22 protein-coding genes and 2 pseudogenes are annotated in these 14893 nt (G+C 57.8%); 11 read left to right on the forward strand and 13 right to left on the reverse strand.

What is annotated here, in order from left to right:
- Positions 1-355: 355 nt before the first annotated feature.
- The 3 genes from AC2YJX_RS05985 to AC2YJX_RS05995 all read right to left on the reverse strand — a co-directional run bounded on the left by AC2YJX_RS05985 (position 356) and on the right by AC2YJX_RS05995 (position 1346).
- Complete coding sequence (locus tag AC2YJX_RS05985) at positions 356-727, reverse strand: hypothetical protein (protein WP_487255529.1); 372 nt, start codon at positions 725-727, stop codon at positions 356-358.
- A 63-nt stretch (positions 728-790) separates the two neighbouring features.
- Positions 791-1012 (reverse strand): hypothetical protein, encoded by a 222-nt coding sequence (locus AC2YJX_RS05990; protein ID WP_487255530.1) that lies wholly within the window; start codon positions 1010-1012, stop codon positions 791-793.
- Between the two features lie 25 nt (positions 1013-1037).
- The gene (locus AC2YJX_RS05995) at positions 1038-1346 is read right to left on the reverse strand and encodes a hypothetical protein (protein WP_099729482.1); all 309 of its coding nucleotides are present in this window, start codon (positions 1344-1346) and stop codon (positions 1038-1040) included.
- 89 nt (positions 1347-1435) lie between these two features.
- On the opposite strand from AC2YJX_RS05995, the gene AC2YJX_RS06000 reads away from it, so the two are divergent.
- From AC2YJX_RS06000 to AC2YJX_RS06015, 4 genes are all read left to right on the forward strand, one after another.
- Positions 1436-2359, forward strand: a complete 924-nt coding sequence (locus AC2YJX_RS06000; protein WP_487255531.1) for a DUF72 domain-containing protein — start codon at positions 1436-1438, stop codon at positions 2357-2359.
- A 236-nt stretch (positions 2360-2595) separates the two neighbouring features.
- Entirely contained in the window at positions 2596-2889 is a 294-nt protein-coding gene (locus tag AC2YJX_RS06005; protein WP_487255532.1) for a DUF4148 domain-containing protein, read from the forward strand.
- A 278-nt stretch (positions 2890-3167) separates the two neighbouring features.
- Positions 3168-3971 carry a DNA/RNA non-specific endonuclease gene (locus AC2YJX_RS06010; protein WP_487255533.1) on the forward strand — a complete coding sequence of 268 codons (804 nt, stop codon included), beginning with the start codon at positions 3168-3170 and terminating at the stop codon, positions 3969-3971.
- 70 nt (positions 3972-4041) lie between these two features.
- Positions 4042-4353 carry an HU family DNA-binding protein gene (locus tag AC2YJX_RS06015; protein ID WP_487255534.1) on the forward strand — a complete coding sequence of 104 codons (312 nt, stop codon included), beginning with the start codon at positions 4042-4044 and terminating at the stop codon, positions 4351-4353.
- A 120-nt stretch (positions 4354-4473) separates the two neighbouring features.
- On the opposite strand, the gene AC2YJX_RS06020 is transcribed toward AC2YJX_RS06015, so the two are convergent.
- A complete protein-coding gene (locus AC2YJX_RS06020; RefSeq protein ID WP_487255535.1) occupies positions 4474-4743 on the reverse strand; it encodes a hypothetical protein in 270 nt (89 codons plus the stop codon).
- Between the two features lie 78 nt (positions 4744-4821).
- Between AC2YJX_RS06020 and AC2YJX_RS06025 the strand changes: the two genes are divergently transcribed.
- Positions 4822-5283: a helix-turn-helix transcriptional regulator gene (locus AC2YJX_RS06025; protein WP_487255536.1), complete on the forward strand. Its 462-nt coding sequence runs from the start codon at positions 4822-4824 to the stop codon at positions 5281-5283.
- Between the two features lie 42 nt (positions 5284-5325).
- Here AC2YJX_RS06025 and AC2YJX_RS06030 read toward each other — a convergent pair whose 3' ends face one another.
- Entirely contained in the window at positions 5326-5562 is a 237-nt protein-coding gene (locus tag AC2YJX_RS06030; protein ID WP_487255537.1) for an MbcA/ParS/Xre antitoxin family protein, read from the reverse strand.
- A 384-nt stretch (positions 5563-5946) separates the two neighbouring features.
- Between AC2YJX_RS06030 and AC2YJX_RS06035 the strand changes: the two genes are divergently transcribed.
- Entirely contained in the window at positions 5947-6837 is an 891-nt protein-coding gene (locus AC2YJX_RS06035; protein ID WP_487255538.1) for a hypothetical protein, read from the forward strand.
- A 463-nt stretch (positions 6838-7300) separates the two neighbouring features.
- Here AC2YJX_RS06035 and AC2YJX_RS06040 read toward each other — a convergent pair whose 3' ends face one another.
- The 3 genes from AC2YJX_RS06040 to AC2YJX_RS06050 are packed head-to-tail and all read right to left on the reverse strand — an operon-like array spanning position 7301 to position 9673.
- Positions 7301-7771: a ubiquitination-like system serine protease family protein gene (locus tag AC2YJX_RS06040; RefSeq protein ID WP_487255539.1), complete on the reverse strand. Its 471-nt coding sequence runs from the start codon at positions 7769-7771 to the stop codon at positions 7301-7303.
- Positions 7768-8949, reverse strand: a complete 1182-nt coding sequence (locus tag AC2YJX_RS06045) for a ThiF family adenylyltransferase (protein ID WP_487255540.1) — start codon at positions 8947-8949, stop codon at positions 7768-7770. Before AC2YJX_RS06045 ends, AC2YJX_RS06040 begins: the two co-directional genes overlap by 4 nt.
- Positions 8924-9673, reverse strand: a complete 750-nt coding sequence (locus AC2YJX_RS06050) for a multiubiquitin domain-containing protein (RefSeq protein WP_487255541.1) — start codon at positions 9671-9673, stop codon at positions 8924-8926. The genes AC2YJX_RS06045 and AC2YJX_RS06050 overlap by 26 nt, the downstream gene beginning before the upstream one ends.
- Before the next feature lie 178 nt (positions 9674-9851).
- Between AC2YJX_RS06050 and AC2YJX_RS06055 the strand changes: the two genes are divergently transcribed.
- Positions 9852-10205: a helix-turn-helix domain-containing protein gene (locus tag AC2YJX_RS06055; RefSeq protein WP_110958827.1), complete on the forward strand. Its 354-nt coding sequence runs from the start codon at positions 9852-9854 to the stop codon at positions 10203-10205.
- Positions 10202-11134 (forward strand): ImmA/IrrE family metallo-endopeptidase, encoded by a 933-nt coding sequence (locus AC2YJX_RS06060; RefSeq protein WP_487255542.1) that lies wholly within the window; start codon positions 10202-10204, stop codon positions 11132-11134. The genes AC2YJX_RS06055 and AC2YJX_RS06060 overlap by 4 nt, the downstream gene beginning before the upstream one ends.
- 214 nt (positions 11135-11348) lie before the next feature.
- On the opposite strand, the pseudogene AC2YJX_RS06065 reads toward AC2YJX_RS06060, so the two are convergent.
- Positions 11349-11471 (reverse strand): annotated as a pseudogene (locus AC2YJX_RS06065) (helix-turn-helix domain-containing protein); the annotation flags it as partial.
- 190 nt (positions 11472-11661) lie between these two features.
- Between AC2YJX_RS06065 and AC2YJX_RS06070 the strand changes: the two are divergent.
- Positions 11662-11949: a hypothetical protein gene (locus tag AC2YJX_RS06070; RefSeq protein WP_487255543.1), complete on the forward strand. Its 288-nt coding sequence runs from the start codon at positions 11662-11664 to the stop codon at positions 11947-11949.
- 47 nt (positions 11950-11996) lie between these two features.
- Here AC2YJX_RS06070 and AC2YJX_RS06075 read toward each other — a convergent pair whose 3' ends face one another.
- From AC2YJX_RS06075 to AC2YJX_RS06090, 4 genes and pseudogenes are all read right to left on the reverse strand, one after another.
- Complete coding sequence (locus AC2YJX_RS06075; protein ID WP_487255544.1) at positions 11997-12632, reverse strand: hypothetical protein; 636 nt, start codon at positions 12630-12632, stop codon at positions 11997-11999.
- A 218-nt stretch (positions 12633-12850) separates the two neighbouring features.
- Positions 12851-13072: pseudogene (locus AC2YJX_RS06080) on the reverse strand (thermonuclease family protein); the annotation flags it as partial.
- 72 nt (positions 13073-13144) lie between these two features.
- A complete protein-coding gene (locus tag AC2YJX_RS06085) occupies positions 13145-13270 on the reverse strand; it encodes a YHYH domain-containing protein (protein WP_487255545.1) in 126 nt (41 codons plus the stop codon).
- An 11-nt stretch (positions 13271-13281) separates the two neighbouring features.
- Positions 13282-13728: a hypothetical protein gene (locus AC2YJX_RS06090; protein ID WP_487255546.1), complete on the reverse strand. Its 447-nt coding sequence runs from the start codon at positions 13726-13728 to the stop codon at positions 13282-13284.
- Between the two features lie 202 nt (positions 13729-13930).
- On the opposite strand from AC2YJX_RS06090, the gene AC2YJX_RS06095 reads away from it, so the two are divergent.
- Positions 13931-14308 (forward strand): hypothetical protein, encoded by a 378-nt coding sequence (locus AC2YJX_RS06095; RefSeq protein WP_487255547.1) that lies wholly within the window; start codon positions 13931-13933, stop codon positions 14306-14308.
- Positions 14309-14310: 2 nt separating this feature from the next.
- A complete protein-coding gene (locus AC2YJX_RS06100; protein ID WP_487255548.1) occupies positions 14311-14538 on the forward strand; it encodes a hypothetical protein in 228 nt (75 codons plus the stop codon).
- The last annotated feature ends 355 nt before the right edge of the window (positions 14539-14893 follow it).

Here is a 14893-nt window from a genome sequence, read left to right on the forward strand (position 1 = left end):
TAAGAGGGCAGTCAACAAAGGCGCGAACGAGTGCCTTCTCGATACGTCATTCTTACGAGAAAAGACAGGTTCTGCGCAGAACGGTCCCCTTTGGCATATCCATATCGGCCACAGCCTGAAGTGCCGCGATCTGGGCAGGAGTGATAGGCCCATCGTCGGGTTCGTAGGCCTTTTGATCTGCAGTGTCTGGCTGGCCTCGCAGATCTTGCTGCAAAGCAGGCTCTGGAGCATTGATGCGGCTATCGGAGGTTGGGTTTGGCATAGGGATCTAATCAGTAAATGGAACTGACTCGGTGGCTGGTGTGATTCCCACTACATCTAAATGCCGTGGGGAGCTGGTTACAGCGGTTAGGCATCAAGTTGCCAAAGCGTCATCACCCACGGCCCACTGCAGCTCATCCACCACCCTGCGCATGATCCACACGCATTGAGCATCGGTACACCATCGCTTGGCCAGCAGCCCCTTCAGCGCAGCCTTCACTGTCGCCTCCTGGTTGCCTTCGTAGGTGGCGAGTTTTCGCTGGCAGTACGCGACCATCTGAGAGACCAGATCGTCACACATCTGGAAGGCCGCCATGACCTCGCCTGGCGACGTGCCCGGGGCATAGAACTTCCCACCTTCCTCAACCAGGTTCATCTTGGGCTGGGCACCCGCAACAGCAGAAGGTACTGCCGTCACCGGAAAGTCTTCCGGCACACCGGGATAGTTGGCACGGTCCATCGACATATCGACTCCTTGCTGGCTGATGCACCATACAACCAGTAGCCGGTGCGGTGCAATCAAATTGCTTCAAAACGGCGCAGGCGACTCCACCAACACCACGGGTCCTGGCCCTGCATACAGCTCCTCCCCCGTGTGCTTCACCATCACCCGCCAGACCTCACCCTCCTGCGTGACCGCATACGCCTCAGCCTCCAGCGGCAGCACAGTCTCCGTCGGGAACGCACCACCGGCTCTGCCAGGTGGCGTGCACATCAAGGTCGGGTAACTCCAGGGCGAGTCGATCGGCATGGTGTGTTCTCAGTGGATCCCCCCCTCACACCAGCCGCACTTCAAAGTACGCCCCATCCCCTTCCCCCAGATCCCGGAACCCAGCCTGCTTGGCCGCCGCACTGGCCTTGCCCCAGGCCTTGAGCAAGGTGAGGTCACCAGGAGACACCACCTCGGGTGGCGACTCTTCCAGGCTGTGCATGGTGTCCAGGGCAGCGGCGACCTGCTCAGGGCCACCGAGCTGCTTTTCCAGCGCTTTGGCGTACCGGGTTTCTGCGGCAATGCGCTCCTTGGCAGGGATCTCTTCGGGGTAGTCCCGCAGGGTGACGACATAGGTGGATTCGATGACTTGCATGGCGCTGCTTCTCCTGTGGTTGAATACTGGATAAATATACAGCTTTTGCCACGAATGCGCATGCAGGATGAACCCAAGGAGGCCTCCCCATGGAGCACTCTTTCTCCCCCCACAGTCATGGCTTCAACCCCTTGGTCGGGACCGCCTCCTGGTCGGACAAGACCTTGCTCGACTGCGGCAAGTTCTATCCGCCCACGGCCAAGACACCCGAAGCACGGCTGCGCTTTTACGCCTCGCAGTTCAACCTGGTGGAGGTGGACACCAGCTACTACGCCATCCCTGCAGTCACCACGGCCCAGCACTGGGCAGAACGCACACCTCCTGGGTTTGTGTTTAACGTGAAAGCATTCAGCCTGTTCACCGGGCAATGGACCAGCACGGACGTTTTGCCCAAAGACATCAAGGAGGCTCTGGGGCCTGGGCAGCGCCTGGTCTACAAGGACATGGGGGCGGAGTTTCGGGAAGAGCTGTGGAAGCGCTTTGTGGCCTGCCTGGTGCCCTTGCAGGTCAACGGCAAGCTGGGTTTGGTGCACTTCCAGTTCTCACCGAAGGTGGTGCGCCACCCAGCTGCTGTGGCCCACATCGAGCACTGCGTGGAGCATCTTCCCGGTCACACCCTGAACATTGAGTTCCGGCATCCGAGTTGGTGGGAGAACGATGCGGTGACGGCAGATACCTTGGGCCTGCTCAGGAGCCTGGGACTGGTCCACACCATCGTGGATGGGCCGCAAGGTTCGCCGCACAGTGTTCGGGCGATCTGGGAGACCACCCATCCCGACCATGCACTGCTCAGGCTCCATGGGCGCAATACAGTGGCGTACGGGATGCCTGCCAAGTCAGCAGCGGAGCGGTTTGACTATGCGTACACCTCTGCGGAGTTGCAGACGCTCGCCCTGCGATACAGCCCGATTGCGCGGTCGGTGAGGTACCCGCATGCGGTGTTCAACAACTGCATGGAGGACAAGAGCCAGCTCAATGCGCGGGAGTTTTTGGCGGCCTTGAAGTCAAGTTGAAGGCCAGGTTAATGAGACGCGAAGGCGCGGAGGCACGGCGTAGAAAGGTTCCGAAAGATTGTTTTCAATACTGGAACAGTTAGTTTGCGACTGAGTGGTTTTTCTCTGAACACCATCGGCGTACAGTTCATCCCATCGATGAGCCGAACCCGCAAGGCGACTCACCGAACCCGGTTCAGGAATGGTTTTTGACCCGGCTTTTTTGAGACGCTTTTTAACCTTCAAGGATTTTCATCATGAACAAGACCGCTCGTTTCCTCTCCATCGCTGCTGTTGCTGCTTTCGCCTCGTTTGGCGCCCACGCTGACGAAGCCGATGGCTCGCAATTTGCCCTGAAGTTCGACACGAACCGCACCCGCGCTGAAGTGGCTGCTGAAGCCGCTACCGTGGCACAAACACGCAGCATCGAGCCTGCTGGCTCGCGTGTGGTGACCTACAAGAGCACCGCTGACCGCGCTGCCGTGCGTGCCCAGGCTGCTGAAGCCCTGCGCACCGGCCAGATCCCCCACGGCGAATTCAGCGCCATGTAATTTGGCAGACCAACTGCTTGAGTTGGATTGAAGCAGTTGCGGGACTTCCCATGATGGTGGCACTTTGCATTTGCGGGTGCTGCTGCCATGGGGAGTGTTAACTGAACCGCAGGGGTGGGCAGGCAGAAAGGGCTCCCTTTGGGAGCCCTTTCTGTTTGTGGGCCTCCCTCTCTGCAAGCAGCCGTAAAACCCTGCGGGATCCGAGCATTCGGGCCAGAAGCGAGAGGTGATCGGTGCTCCAATCGGGCTCCGTTTAGTTTGACTCGAATGCCTCTTCTGTGAATCGCTTCCTCTCTTGGCCAGGCCGTGTGCGCCTGGCAGCTGTGCTGGCCCTGACTCTTGCCGGCGTTGCTCTCCCGAATCTTTCCTGGGCACGTTCTCCGCAGTTCGACAGTGCGGCGCTGCTCACACCCGAGCCCACCTCCTTTGCGCAGTGTCCGCAGTTCTTTGCGAACGGCAAACCACCGGCCATCACGCCCCGGCCGCAACTGCGGGAGCTTTGCTACGAGGCCTTTGCGGTGCTGCACTCCGGGACGACCAAGACACCGGTGTTTGTGGCCCAGCGGTTGAACCGCAGGCTCATTGAGGATGCCGATGAGAAGCGGGCGAAGCGGTTCTTTGCTGATGCGCGACTCCCGAGTGGCGAACGGGCGGAGCTGGAGGACTACAAGAACTCTGGCTACTCCCGAGGGCATATGGCGCCTGCGGGAGACATGCCGACACCGACCGCCATGGCGCAGAGCTTCAGTCTGGCAAACATGGTTCCCCAAAACGCTCAGCACAACGGTGGCGCCTGGAACAAGATTGAGCAGGACACGCGGCACTATGTGAAGCGGGCCAAGGGGGATGTGTTTGTGATCACCGGGCCAGTGTTCACGGATGCGGGGCCGCGCATTGGCGCCAATGGGGTGAAGGTACCGACCTATCTGTACAAGCTGGTCTATGACGCCACGACCAAAAAGGCGTGGGCGCATTGGCAAGAGAACCGCGAGGGGGAGATCGTGGGGCGGCCAATCAGCTACCAGGAGCTCGTGAAACGCACGGGAGTGGAGTTTTTGCCAAGACGTGCACTGCAGCATTGAGTTCCAGCAAGGGCCGTGTCAGCGGTGGCGGTATAAATCAGACCTTTCCAACCTCTACACGTGAGCATCCATGAACCGCGCAGAACTCGTTGAAATCCTGGCTTCCAAGAATGACCTGTCCAAGACCGCAGCAAATGCGGTGCTGGAAACCTTGATCGACACCATCCAGACCGCCGTCAAGAAGGGCGATGCCGTGCAGCTGGTGGGTTTTGGCACTTTCAAGTCCGCCAAGCGTGCGGCACGCACGGGCAATAATCCATCCACCGGTGCTGCGCTGAAGATCCCTGCGAGCACGGTGCCGAAGTTTGTGGCGGGTGCGAAGTTCAAGGCGGTGGTAGATCCCAAGGCTGCCAAGCGCAAGGCGGACAAGGCTGGGAAGTAAGTACCGCTCGTTCCATCTCCGCCGGAACAAACCGCCATGGGCTCAGGCCTCTGGCGGTTTTGTTTTTTGAGACGCTGATGGCCTATCGATTGATAGCGTGCATATGGATCGCAACAGCTATCAGACGATCTTCCAACCCATCTCACGGCTGAGTTGCACCGCAGCAGCTTTGGTAGGCACAGCGTCCATCCAGAAGGAGGGATCGTCCAGTAAACGGATGACCCATTGCGGCTCACCTGTCTCGGTAGTGTGATCGATGATCACTTCCAGCCTGCCTTCCAGGGCATAGCGGATGGCCGTGGCATAGCTGACAGGCGCTTCCTTCTTAAACTCCTTCGCCCATGGCGTTTGTTCGAGGGTTTCCTGTGTCCAGGCGGGTTTGGTGGTCATGGTGCGGAATCTTACGAGGTGGGGGTGTCGATTTGATGCTCTAGGTGGCAGGCAGGGGCATCCCGTACCATCAGGACCATGAATACATTTTCGAATGCGTTTCGCGCTGAAGTTGTTCGCATGGCTCGCAAGGAGCTCAAACCTGAACTTCAGGGCATGCGCAAGGCCATCACCGGCCATCGCTCCGAGATCGCGGCACTGAAGCGCGAAGTGAAGAGCCTTACTTCGCAGCTGAAGTCCGCTCAACGCCAGACCAAGGTTGGGGGCGTGGCTGCGCCATCTGATCAACCCAAAGTTTCGAAACTCGCCGCGCGCGAGGAGTTTGTGTTCGCGCCGGAGATGCTGGCGCAGATGCGCAATGCACTGAGCGCCACCCAGCTTCAAATGGCGGCCCTGTTGGCCGTCTCTCCTCTCACTTACTCGCGGTGGGAGAAGGGGCAGGCCCAGCCCCGGACCAAACAGCTGGCAAAGATTGAAGAACTGGTGAACATGGGACCAGCCAAGGCCGAGAAGAAGATGCGCCAGGCTGCGAAGGCCTGAGGTCCAACTGCGCGGCATGCGCTGTGGACCGCCACGAAGGAACTAGGCGAAGCTGCCTTTCTGGATTTGCAGGAGCGTTGCTTGGATCAACGCCAGCCCTTCGGGTTCTTGCAGGACATCCCACGGGGGGCGGTTTCCGAATGCGGGAAGTGGCGCCGTTAGCCACTCCTGCAGCCAAGCCTCGGCGTTGAAGCCTTCAGGATTGCCAGACTCCATCACGATCTGCTGGACCAGGTCCGTGAGAACTTTTGGGGGATGTGCGTCCTTGGTGTGGGCCATGCCGTATTCTGGTCTCCTGCTCCGGCGCTCGCAACCCTGGGGCTGAGACTCGACACCAAGATTGCGATCCGCGTATTTGCCTACCGTGCGCGTGTTAGATAACATGGCCGTGTTACTGCCGTCGCCGCCATGCTCTCGCCCAAGACATCCCAGCGAACTGCACAAGCAGTGCAGCGCGTGGCTGGGCTGTTCGAATCCAAGGGCTGGAAAGTCCTGGCCGCTGAGTCGGGAAGTGCGGGGCCAGACCTCGTCGTTCGGCGGCGGGGTAAGCGATACGGGGTAGTACTCAAAGCCACATCCGAGGGGCGAGCCGACCGGGTGATTCCATTGTTGTCCCAAGCCGTGCTTGAGGCCCGGGCATATGCCCTTCAGTTGCGTGGATCCATGCCCCTGGCTGTGGTGCATGTGGACCATGCGCCGAGAGCGCTCACTGCCAATGTGATGGCTTTTGCACAGGAGTTTGCGGCGGAGGTGGCCGTGGGCTTCGTGTCAGCGGAGGGGGCGAGTGAGTTTCTGGAGGAGGGACTAGAGGGTCTCAACGTCTCCGCGCCCTTCAAACCACGACAGGTCAAGGGCACGCTGATTCGCACGGACAACCTGTTTTCTGACCTGAACCAGTGGATGTTGAAGGTCTTGTTGGCGCCGGAGTTACCAGAGGGGATGCTGAACGCTCCCCGGGGCCAGTACCGCAATGGGGTGGAGCTGGCGCGGGCGGCGCAGGTTTCTGCGATGACTGCCTCCAGGTTCTTGCAGCAGCTGCGGCGCGAGAGATTCTTGCTGGAGTCCGAGGAGTTCCTCACGCTGGTGCAGAGAGAGGAGCTGTTTGAGCGCTGGAGTTCTGTCGCGCCGTACGGCACAGCAGACCTACCTGCCCGGTTCTTGGTCAACATTCAAATTGAGGATCGTGTTCGAGAGCTTTTGAACAAAGTCGAAGGCGATGCCTGCCTGGGACTGTTTGCGGCAGCGGATGGGCTCCGTGTGGGGCATGTGAGCGGCGTTCCCAGGTACATCTGCGTTCGCCGTATGCCTCGGTTCGACCTGATGTCTCCAGGGATCAACCCATGGAATGCCCTCCAGCCGTTTCCGAGGGAGGCGCCGCACGTGTTGCTGCGGGTGGCGAGGTTTCCGGAATCGACGTTTCGTGGGGCCGTGCGGAGAGACGGGGTGATGGTGGCTGATGTGATTCAGGTCTGGCTGGATGTGTTGAATCACCCAACGCGGGGGCAGGAGCAGGCGGAGCACATTTTTAGGAAGGTGCTGCGTCCTTTGGTTTGAAGTGGCTGTCGTGCACATCGCGAAAAACAGGATGAACCGACGATCACTTTGCAGCGATAGCGGTCTTCCGGTCAGGTGGACACGGACGACCGCAATACGTGACTTCGCAGTCGTTGAAGACTCACAAGATATCAAGCTCGAAAAGTCTCTCTCACCTATCTACGACTGTGCGTTCGAACAGGTGAAGTCGGCGATTGCTCAAATCACGGCTCACGGCAGGAACACCGATGAGACTGCAGCGCTCCTTGCCAAAATGACTGCGGAACGCGAAAGCACATGCGCTTCTTTCGAGCAGGTTCTGGCGGATCTAACGTAGCCACTGAGGCGGGGCCTCTCGACAGTTGCTGAGGGGCTGACTTCAGCCATCCTTAGGCCGTCCATCAGCCGCTCCGTTCTCTAGAGCGCCAAATGACTTCGCGACCGCAGTTGCAGTGCACCAAGCATTGAGTTGGCGCTGTCTCGATCAAGCCCTCCACCAACATTTCAGGGCAGCCCATAAGCTGCTGCGCTTGGATGTGTTTGAGGATTCACCGCGTTGTTTCAGCTGCTTCTCTGCGCTGTCCACTTGTGGCGCTTTCACCGTCGTTGCCTTGTTGAAATAGGCAGCCTTGTTCCTTCGGTCGATCATCCGCCCACGATTGATGTCCGCGTCAGACATAGCTCCCGCCCACTCGATCAGCCCTTCGTCGATGAAGTAGTGGGAGCGGCAAGGGAAGCGCCAGTTTCCGATTGACGGTCTTAGCGACACTGACTCTCCATCAAAAATCAACCGCCAGTCTGTAGGCGAAAACGGCGTGACCACTTCCTGGCCGCAGCCACAGGCGCACCTATGGATAGCAGTTGCGCAATCGATGGAAATGTAGATGACGCCCCGTTCCACCGTGGTGGGAATTTCCTCTACGAACACATGCGACATGCGCTGCGGCGGCTTCATTCCGTCACCTCGTCGCTGGTCAGAAGATTCATGCTGGTGGAGTAGGTGGAATGGTGCTCGCCCTCTTCATCGGTATAGAAGCCACAGATCTTCTTCCACTTCACAACGGCCAAGATTGCGTTCATCGCGTTCAGGTCCGCGATCTGGATGTTCTGGTTGTAGGCATCCTCTTCGTCGCGGTCTGCCATGGGGATCCGTGAGGTGATGTGGTCCGTGCGAGCGGAAGTGACTGTAGTCACTCGGCACACGGCCAGCAGCTCGCGAGCCTCCCCAGCGACCTCGACGCCCATGCCAACGTCAATGAAGGAGGAGCTGTTTGCAACAAGAGTCTCTGCGATCAGCTGACGCACGCTGCCTTTGTCTACGCAGATGAACACCATATCGAAGCCCAGAATGGCATCAATGTTGGTCTCGTCCACGTAGCAATAATGAGCCACGATGCGCGCGTGCATGTTCGAGTAGATGGCCTTAAACCATTCAACTTTTGGAGCCTTTGCTTCCAGCTGGGCCAGCGACGGCGCTCCCGGGGCCCGAAAGGCGTTGTGCTGCATAAATACGTCGCCATCGAACAGATGGATCTCAGTCGCCGGCGTTTTTGCCAACTGATCAAGCAAGTACGACCCAGTTCCTCCCAGCCCGATGATGGCTACGCGGCGAGCAAGGCGCATCGAGAGCGCCTGGATGCCAGCGCGGCTCGATGCCGTATCGACGTAGTGAAACACCGACTCGTCAGTTGATGCCGCCACCGGGCGGAAGGTCTGCGCCTTCAGATCGGGATCGCGAGATCGCGCCGGGGCGCTGATTACCTCAATGTAGCGAGTCATCTTGTGGTGATAGTCGGCGTAGCCATCGGCGGGCTTGTTCGAGAACGAGTGGTCGGTGACGATGCCACCTCCCAGGTCCGTCTTGTTGCTCGCGTGCTTGATCTGTGACATCTCCGTACCGTTCAGGTTGCACGGGTGTTCCCCCACGAAGTGGGCGACGTGGGAATCAGGCCTTGCAGTGATATCACCGGCCAGGGTCAGATTCGACACCAGGGTGCCCATCGCAGTTTCGCCACGAGCGTTCACGTATGGGACCGAATGGACAAGCAGATGACCTGCCCGCACTTCGATCTCATACCCCTCGTCGCGAAGCCGCTTCAGATCGGGGCTACGATTTATCAGTTGGAGTGACATTGAAGAGCATCCCGTCTTTGATGTAGACCGAACCGTTTTGGACCACCGTGCCCTGGGGGTTGCTGGCCGGGCCACGCTTGAAGCTCACCGTATACACACGCGTTTCGGTCGTCGGCGCATTCGGGAAAGCCAGCTGCACGATCTGCTCGAAGGTCAGGATCTCTGCGTGGATTTGGTGAGGGCGGCTGTTTACCTTGACCGTGATCGTGCGCAGTGCGGTATAGAAGCGCTCCACGCCCGGCGAGGACAGGTCGAACAGCTCGGCGTCGCCAATCAAGCGGTCTTCCCCCCCGCGCACATCGAGCCAGACCACAAAGGTGACAAGGTCAACCCCCGCCAGCTTCTTCAGCGTCAGGCCCGAGATGCGCGTCGCACCCCACTCAATCGTCTGGTCGTTGAGCAGCAGACGGAAAGAGCGGTCACTGCGGAACACCAGGAAGCGCTCAGCGCCAGCGCCGCGCAGATCAACCGTTTGGTCGGGTGGCACCTCCTGCAGCAGTCCCGCAAGGGTGATGAAGAACACCAAGTGCTCCACGGGGTCGGTGATGCCTGCCGCACTCAGGATCTGGCGACCGGTAGGAACCGGGTCATCGATCACCGCCGGGCGGAAATTCAGTTGCTCGTCGCCGATCAACATGCCGTACGGGCCATGGGCCCGGATTTCGCGTCCAGCAGCCAGCGCGTGCTGGACGTCTTCCACACCTTCTTCAAAGTATTTGGCCATGGGGCCCGTCCTTTCTACAACGCGAGGAATCTCGCGCAGTGCCGCTAATGTGAGCGAGCTTGCTAAGTCTGTCAAGCATTTCCTAGCATGCTTGAAATATTTAGCAAACGCACTAGACTGTGGGTGTCGGGCGACGGACGATGCCCGTCCGCCGCTGTCGGCAGCTGCAGAGGAGACTGTGAAGCCAACACTGGGGCAGTACCTGGCATCCATCCGCCACGATCGCAAGATGTCGCTCAGGCAGGTGGAAGAGGCCAGCGGAAAGGAGATATCGAATGCGTATCTCAGCCAACTTGAGACAGGGAAGATCAGCAACCCAAGTCCCAACGTGCTGAACACGATTTCGGAAATCTATGAAATCGACTATGTCCAATTGATGGAACTTGCGGGTTACTTATCCCCTAACGCTGCACGCGATGCAACGCAGCGCCACGGACGAGTAGCGACGTTCGCGGAGCACAACTTGACCCCTGAGGAAGAGGGTGCTCTTTTGAAGTATCTGAAATTCTTGAGGATGGACCAGCCACCATGAGAAAAGAGGACGACAGCAGTTTGCGCCCCGACGAACTACGGGCAGTTGAAGAGCGCGCCAAGCAGTCGCTGAACAAGGCGGCCGCCTGGGGGCGTTTTCCGACGCCCGTGGACGATATCGTTTCGGCGGCCAAGCTGCGTGTCGCCCCTAAGGGTCTTTTTGATCCAGAACGCTTGCTGGCCTTCGCCAAGCAGCAAACTGCGAAGGCCTTCTTTGCGGTCAAGGCTGCGATATCGAAGGTCCTCGGCCTCTACGATGCGAATGAGCAAATCATCCACATCGATGAGTCCGTAGGCCCGAGCAAGCAAAAATTCTTGAAGCTTCATGAGACCGGACACCATGAGCTTCCCGCGCATCGGAAGATCTTCACGTTCTTCCAAGACTGTGAGAAGTCGCTAGCGCCGGAGATCGCTGATCAATTCGAGCGAGAGGCCAACAACTTCGCTCGCTTCGCCTTGTTCCAAGGCACTACCTTTCAGCTCATGGCTGCGGACAGCCCAATGGGCATCAAGTCCCCCATGAATCTGGCGAAAAAGTTCGGCGCATCCAACTACGCTTCTGCTCGCGAGTTCGCACGAACCAATCATCGACCCTGCGTGGTCTACATACTTGAACCAATCAAAACGCCACCTGGCAAACCCGCTTACGCCGAAGTGCGCAGGGTCGAGACGTCACCCAGTTTCGCAGCACAGTTCGGTTCCCCGGTTGATGTGCTTATTGACTCCGATCACGCGCTGTATCCACTTTTGCCAATCGGTAAGAAGATGACTGCGCCGACTTCACTGGTTTACAGCGACAAAAATGGCGATCACCATGAATGTTTGGGCGAGGCCTTCGACACTACGCACAACATTCTTCTACTGGTATATCCGACGAAGTCGCTGACAGGATCGACCATCGCCGTACCAAGCCAGCTCGTTCTTTCGTAGTGCGTGGCTGCTACCGCCCCTGAAGCGGTGATCGCGATCCGGCCTTAAGGCTGGTACCGCACTACGTGCTTCAGATCTGAGATCACAGAACCGCGTCTACCACGGCGCAGTGCAGCCGCACAGTCCTGAGATCAAACAGGGAAACAGCAGTAACCCGAACCATCAGTTTCAAACCTGGTTCGAACAAGCACAAGCACGCGCGATGAGGATCGCCGCGACGAAGCGTAGCCTTTTTGGGATCTGATGTTTGCCGTTGTGCGACGGGCAGTCGATGGGCCTTGATCCACTGATACAGGCTGTGCTGGCTAACGCCAAGCCTGGCGGATACGTCGGCCACCTTGTGGTCACCCCCGGTGGGTTAGGTTTGCGTGGAAATCAACAGCAAGTAGCACGGCCGACGAGGAATAGTAGCCAACAAGGAAGATGGACGCCACCCGACGATGGTCGGTTTAAGCGCTACCCATATGGTCTGCTGCGTCTGGTCCATGGAAAAAGCCACGCGAAGGTGGCCGTAGCAGAATCGAGCAATGGAACGCCTACTGCAGATACTGTTTTGGTGCCCGCGGTGCTGGCGGCGCGCTGGCTACATCATGTTCTCGGTGTGCGGCACGCTTGTACTGCTTGGCCTGCGTCTGATGAAGCGCGTTGAGCGCATTGAGCACAAGACGGGGGTGGTCGTTGATCTAGACAAGATTGTTGAGGCCATTCCAGTTCCCATCCCGACGACCGCCGGTGGAATCGCTCTAGCGGCGTTCGGCGCCATGGTCGGGATTGCCATGGCGGTTTGGAGAAAGCACGCTCAAAAGTACATGTGAAAAAGCCACCCGGAGGTGGCTGGGATCCCCTACCAAAAATGACCATTTCAGCGCGAAAACACCTGCTCGAGCGTAGCGAACAATTCCTCTTTCTCTGAGGGCGCAAGGTCTTCATCCATGCCGACAAAGGGCGCAGCGGCAGAGATTTGTCCCGCTTGAATCTGGTTTAGCACTTCATGGATGGAAGTGTCATCTGCTGCAGCCACATCCACCGGGACAGCCTCAGTCTTGCCATCAAAGTACATAACTTTCCCCTTCCTCAGGAACTCCAGCCGATAGCCTGCGTATGGGCCATCGATACCAAGAGTCCCTACCTTTTTCTCGTAGTCATAGTGTCTGACGGTTCCACCAGTCAGAGGGTCGGACAACTTCGCCTTTTCAACAGCAGCAAGTGCGTCTCGGCAGTTGGTCCAACAATCCATTGCGTACTTGGCGCCAGTTCCAGCGAAAGTAGCTTCACTATTTATAGCATTGTGCTTCACCTGCGCTAGGATTACACCTGTCTTTGCATCCAGCAGCAACAGCGCAATACCCTTGGTCGGTAGCTTACGAAAAGAGTACCTACCACTCAAACTCGCTACAAAAATAGCGAGTTTCCAATCATTCATGATGTCAGCGTAGCCCGCAAACATCGCAATGTGGTCAGGTGTGCACACTATCTTTTGATAGTCTACGTCGTCCACGAAGATGACCTTCGGCCGCGCTGTATTTCTCAAATCAACCGACCACCGGGAGTCTACCGCTAGTCGGTGATTCTGCAGATCGTGAATATTGGTTGTCATCGTGCTATGTCTATCGCAGCACGAATGTAAGCACAAGTGAGAAAGTTTGCTACTGTTTTTGAACCATTTTGAGGCCAGCAGCCCTGCGCCTGCGCATTGTGCACACGTGTGCACTGACGCTATCGCCCCCTTCGCCACTCCCAAGGCTCCACAGCCTCCTGAGCCAAAAGCCCCCGCCGCGCTTCTCGGGCCTCGGTCTCCAGTCCCCGCAGGTGCTCATACCCCTTCCCGTACTTCACATAGAACCAGGCCATCCCTGAGCGCACCTGCTCGGTGGCTACGTCCTGGCCCTGGCACCCCACATCACCAACGATGCGGCCGTACTTGTCATAGGTTTTTGGGGTGACGGTGGCGACTTGCTCCGAAAAGAGCTAATCGCACGGATGGCGCGAGACACTCACTCGGCAGCAGATTCAATGACAGTGCTTCATCCCCGCCTTGTGATCCACATGGCATCCCTGACTGTCAGTTCCGCCTGAATGAGCATGAGCACCAAGAGCGGCGCAAAGAGTAAATAGCGCGATTGCAGCCTTCAACATGTGCCTCTCCCTTATTTCTTGGCTTCGGTAGCCACTGCCGCTGGCTCAGCTGCAACCTGTGTATCTTCGGCCTTCGCCGGAGCTGGCGCTGCGTCCTTTGCCTGCTGCATACCGCACTTCTTTTGAATGGAAGCTTGCTGCAGTGCGTCGTGTTCGCCCTTGATTCGCGCGTACTCAGCTTCTTGATTTTTCGTGCCGCCCAGGGCAAACAATGCTGGCCAGAAAAGCACTGCGCCCACTACACCGATGGCTTTGTCGTTCGAAGCTGCTTCGTCGAGACGGCCGCCAAGTTGGCTGACTCGATTTACCAGGCGGGCGTTCTCCGCTTCAATCTGCTGGCAGTCGTAGGACTGATATTGAATCGGTGACACATAGGTTGGGGCGATATCTTTTGCAGCGGTGGAGCACCCTCCGAGAATGATTGCAGTGGAGGTAAGCAGCACGGTCGTGAATTTCATGTGTCATCCAATTGGTTGTGACAACATGTTACGCAGACAATGCGAAAAAAGGGAAGCGATAGATTGCCATCCAACCGGCGATGGCACATCAACATGCCCCCCCCTTGATACGAGGCAAGAATCCAAGTCGAAAACGGAGCGCTATTTTTCTTGTCCGAACTAGGCAGCGCAGTAGCATGGCTCAACAACTACGGGGGGAGACATGAGAAAAAAGAACTACGAGAGCTTTCGCAAAGGGCTCCAGGGAGGTTTGACCGAGCTCTGGCAGCCATGGTTCATGAGCGGGGTCCGCAACGGCGGGTTCGAGCAGACGCTGCGCAATGTGTGCATGCCCTATATAGAAGGCCACACCGGGAGAACAGCGTTTACAGAGTCTGGACAGCGTGCAGACTTACTACTTTGTGGGCCGGAAGACATTCCCGAATCGCGGACCAGGTGCGAGTTCAAGGTGAACTTTGCCCAGCAACATGGGCTTCTCGAGAAGCGCATTGGTCAGGCTGAAACACAAGTTCTAAAGCAGCCCAAGAACCTAAAAAAAGAGCTGCCGATGGAATCATCATCTATTCAGTGGCGGAGCTAGAAATGCTTGATGACAACCCGCTGTCACTCGCGGCTCGTCACAACCTGCATGTCAGTCGAACCTCCTACAAGAAGTTTGTTGGCAAGCACGATTCCCGGAGGTTCATGTCGGAGGTCGAGCAGCGATTCCCCAAACCGCTTTGGAAACGACTCGACTTCGATGACATGCAACTCAGCGACAGTTCGGGAATGGCGCGCCTGCATGTTTGGACGCAGCACATCAAAAGTTAGTGCTCCCTTCCTCGATGGATTTCCTACTACAAGCGACGCTAGTGCCCCACGACCTCGAAAAATCGTGGCTCGAACAGCACGATAGCCTTCGAATTAGGAATTACGCACGCGTACAACCGTCCAACTTCTGGGGGGCAAATCAAAACCGGGGCGATTCAGTTGACCATGTAGCCTGAAGGGATGAAGTGTCTCAGAACGGACCTGCTACTTGAGCGCAGATTTGGCCGGCGAGTCAGGAGGAAGCCCAGACATCCTTGCCTCCCCGGAGAGGGCTACCATACGGGGAACAGACGCCACATTGGAAGGTGCCTTTGCGTTGCCATACGGTGAACGCGCGGTTGGGTCCGCAAGGTCT

The organism is Acidovorax sp. SRI_002, from assembly GCF_057586455.1.

What these genes read in the sequence shown, in the direction of transcription:
- AC2YJX_RS05995 (WP_099729482.1), bottom strand. Translation starts at nt 1,346, where the DNA reads ATGCAAGTCATCGAATCCACCTATGTCGTCACCCTGCGGGACTACCCC.
- AC2YJX_RS06085 (WP_487255545.1), bottom strand. Translation starts at nt 13,270, where the DNA reads ATGTTGAAGGCTGCAATCGCGCTATTTACTCTTTGCGCCGCTCTTGGT.
- AC2YJX_RS06095 (WP_487255547.1), top strand. Translation starts at nt 13,931, where the DNA reads ATGAGAAAAAAGAACTACGAGAGCTTTCGCAAAGGGCTCCAGGGAGGT.
- AC2YJX_RS06090 (WP_487255546.1), bottom strand. Translation starts at nt 13,728, where the DNA reads ATGAAATTCACGACCGTGCTGCTTACCTCCACTGCAATCATTCTCGGA.
- AC2YJX_RS06035 (WP_487255538.1), top strand. Translation starts at nt 5,947, where the DNA reads ATGCCCCTGGCTGTGGTGCATGTGGACCATGCGCCGAGAGCGCTCACT.
- AC2YJX_RS06000 (WP_487255531.1), top strand. Translation starts at nt 1,436, where the DNA reads ATGGAGCACTCTTTCTCCCCCCACAGTCATGGCTTCAACCCCTTGGTC.
- AC2YJX_RS06020 (WP_487255535.1), bottom strand. Translation starts at nt 4,743, where the DNA reads ATGACCACCAAACCCGCCTGGACACAGGAAACCCTCGAACAAACGCCA.
- AC2YJX_RS06045 (WP_487255540.1), bottom strand. Translation starts at nt 8,949, where the DNA reads ATGTCACTCCAACTGATAAATCGTAGCCCCGATCTGAAGCGGCTTCGC.
- AC2YJX_RS06100 (WP_487255548.1), top strand. Translation starts at nt 14,311, where the DNA reads ATGCTTGATGACAACCCGCTGTCACTCGCGGCTCGTCACAACCTGCAT.
- AC2YJX_RS06050 (WP_487255541.1), bottom strand. Translation starts at nt 9,673, where the DNA reads ATGGCCAAATACTTTGAAGAAGGTGTGGAAGACGTCCAGCACGCGCTG.
- AC2YJX_RS06040 (WP_487255539.1), bottom strand. Translation starts at nt 7,771, where the DNA reads ATGAAGCCGCCGCAGCGCATGTCGCATGTGTTCGTAGAGGAAATTCCC.
- AC2YJX_RS06060 (WP_487255542.1), top strand. Translation starts at nt 10,202, where the DNA reads ATGAGAAAAGAGGACGACAGCAGTTTGCGCCCCGACGAACTACGGGCA.
- AC2YJX_RS05990 (WP_487255530.1), bottom strand. Translation starts at nt 1,012, where the DNA reads ATGCCGATCGACTCGCCCTGGAGTTACCCGACCTTGATGTGCACGCCA.
- AC2YJX_RS06015 (WP_487255534.1), top strand. Translation starts at nt 4,042, where the DNA reads ATGAACCGCGCAGAACTCGTTGAAATCCTGGCTTCCAAGAATGACCTG.
- AC2YJX_RS06005 (WP_487255532.1), top strand. Translation starts at nt 2,596, where the DNA reads ATGAACAAGACCGCTCGTTTCCTCTCCATCGCTGCTGTTGCTGCTTTC.
- AC2YJX_RS06030 (WP_487255537.1), bottom strand. Translation starts at nt 5,562, where the DNA reads ATGGCCCACACCAAGGACGCACATCCCCCAAAAGTTCTCACGGACCTG.
- AC2YJX_RS06025 (WP_487255536.1), top strand. Translation starts at nt 4,822, where the DNA reads ATGAATACATTTTCGAATGCGTTTCGCGCTGAAGTTGTTCGCATGGCT.
- AC2YJX_RS06070 (WP_487255543.1), top strand. Translation starts at nt 11,662, where the DNA reads ATGGAACGCCTACTGCAGATACTGTTTTGGTGCCCGCGGTGCTGGCGG.
- AC2YJX_RS05985 (WP_487255529.1), bottom strand. Translation starts at nt 727, where the DNA reads ATGTCGATGGACCGTGCCAACTATCCCGGTGTGCCGGAAGACTTTCCG.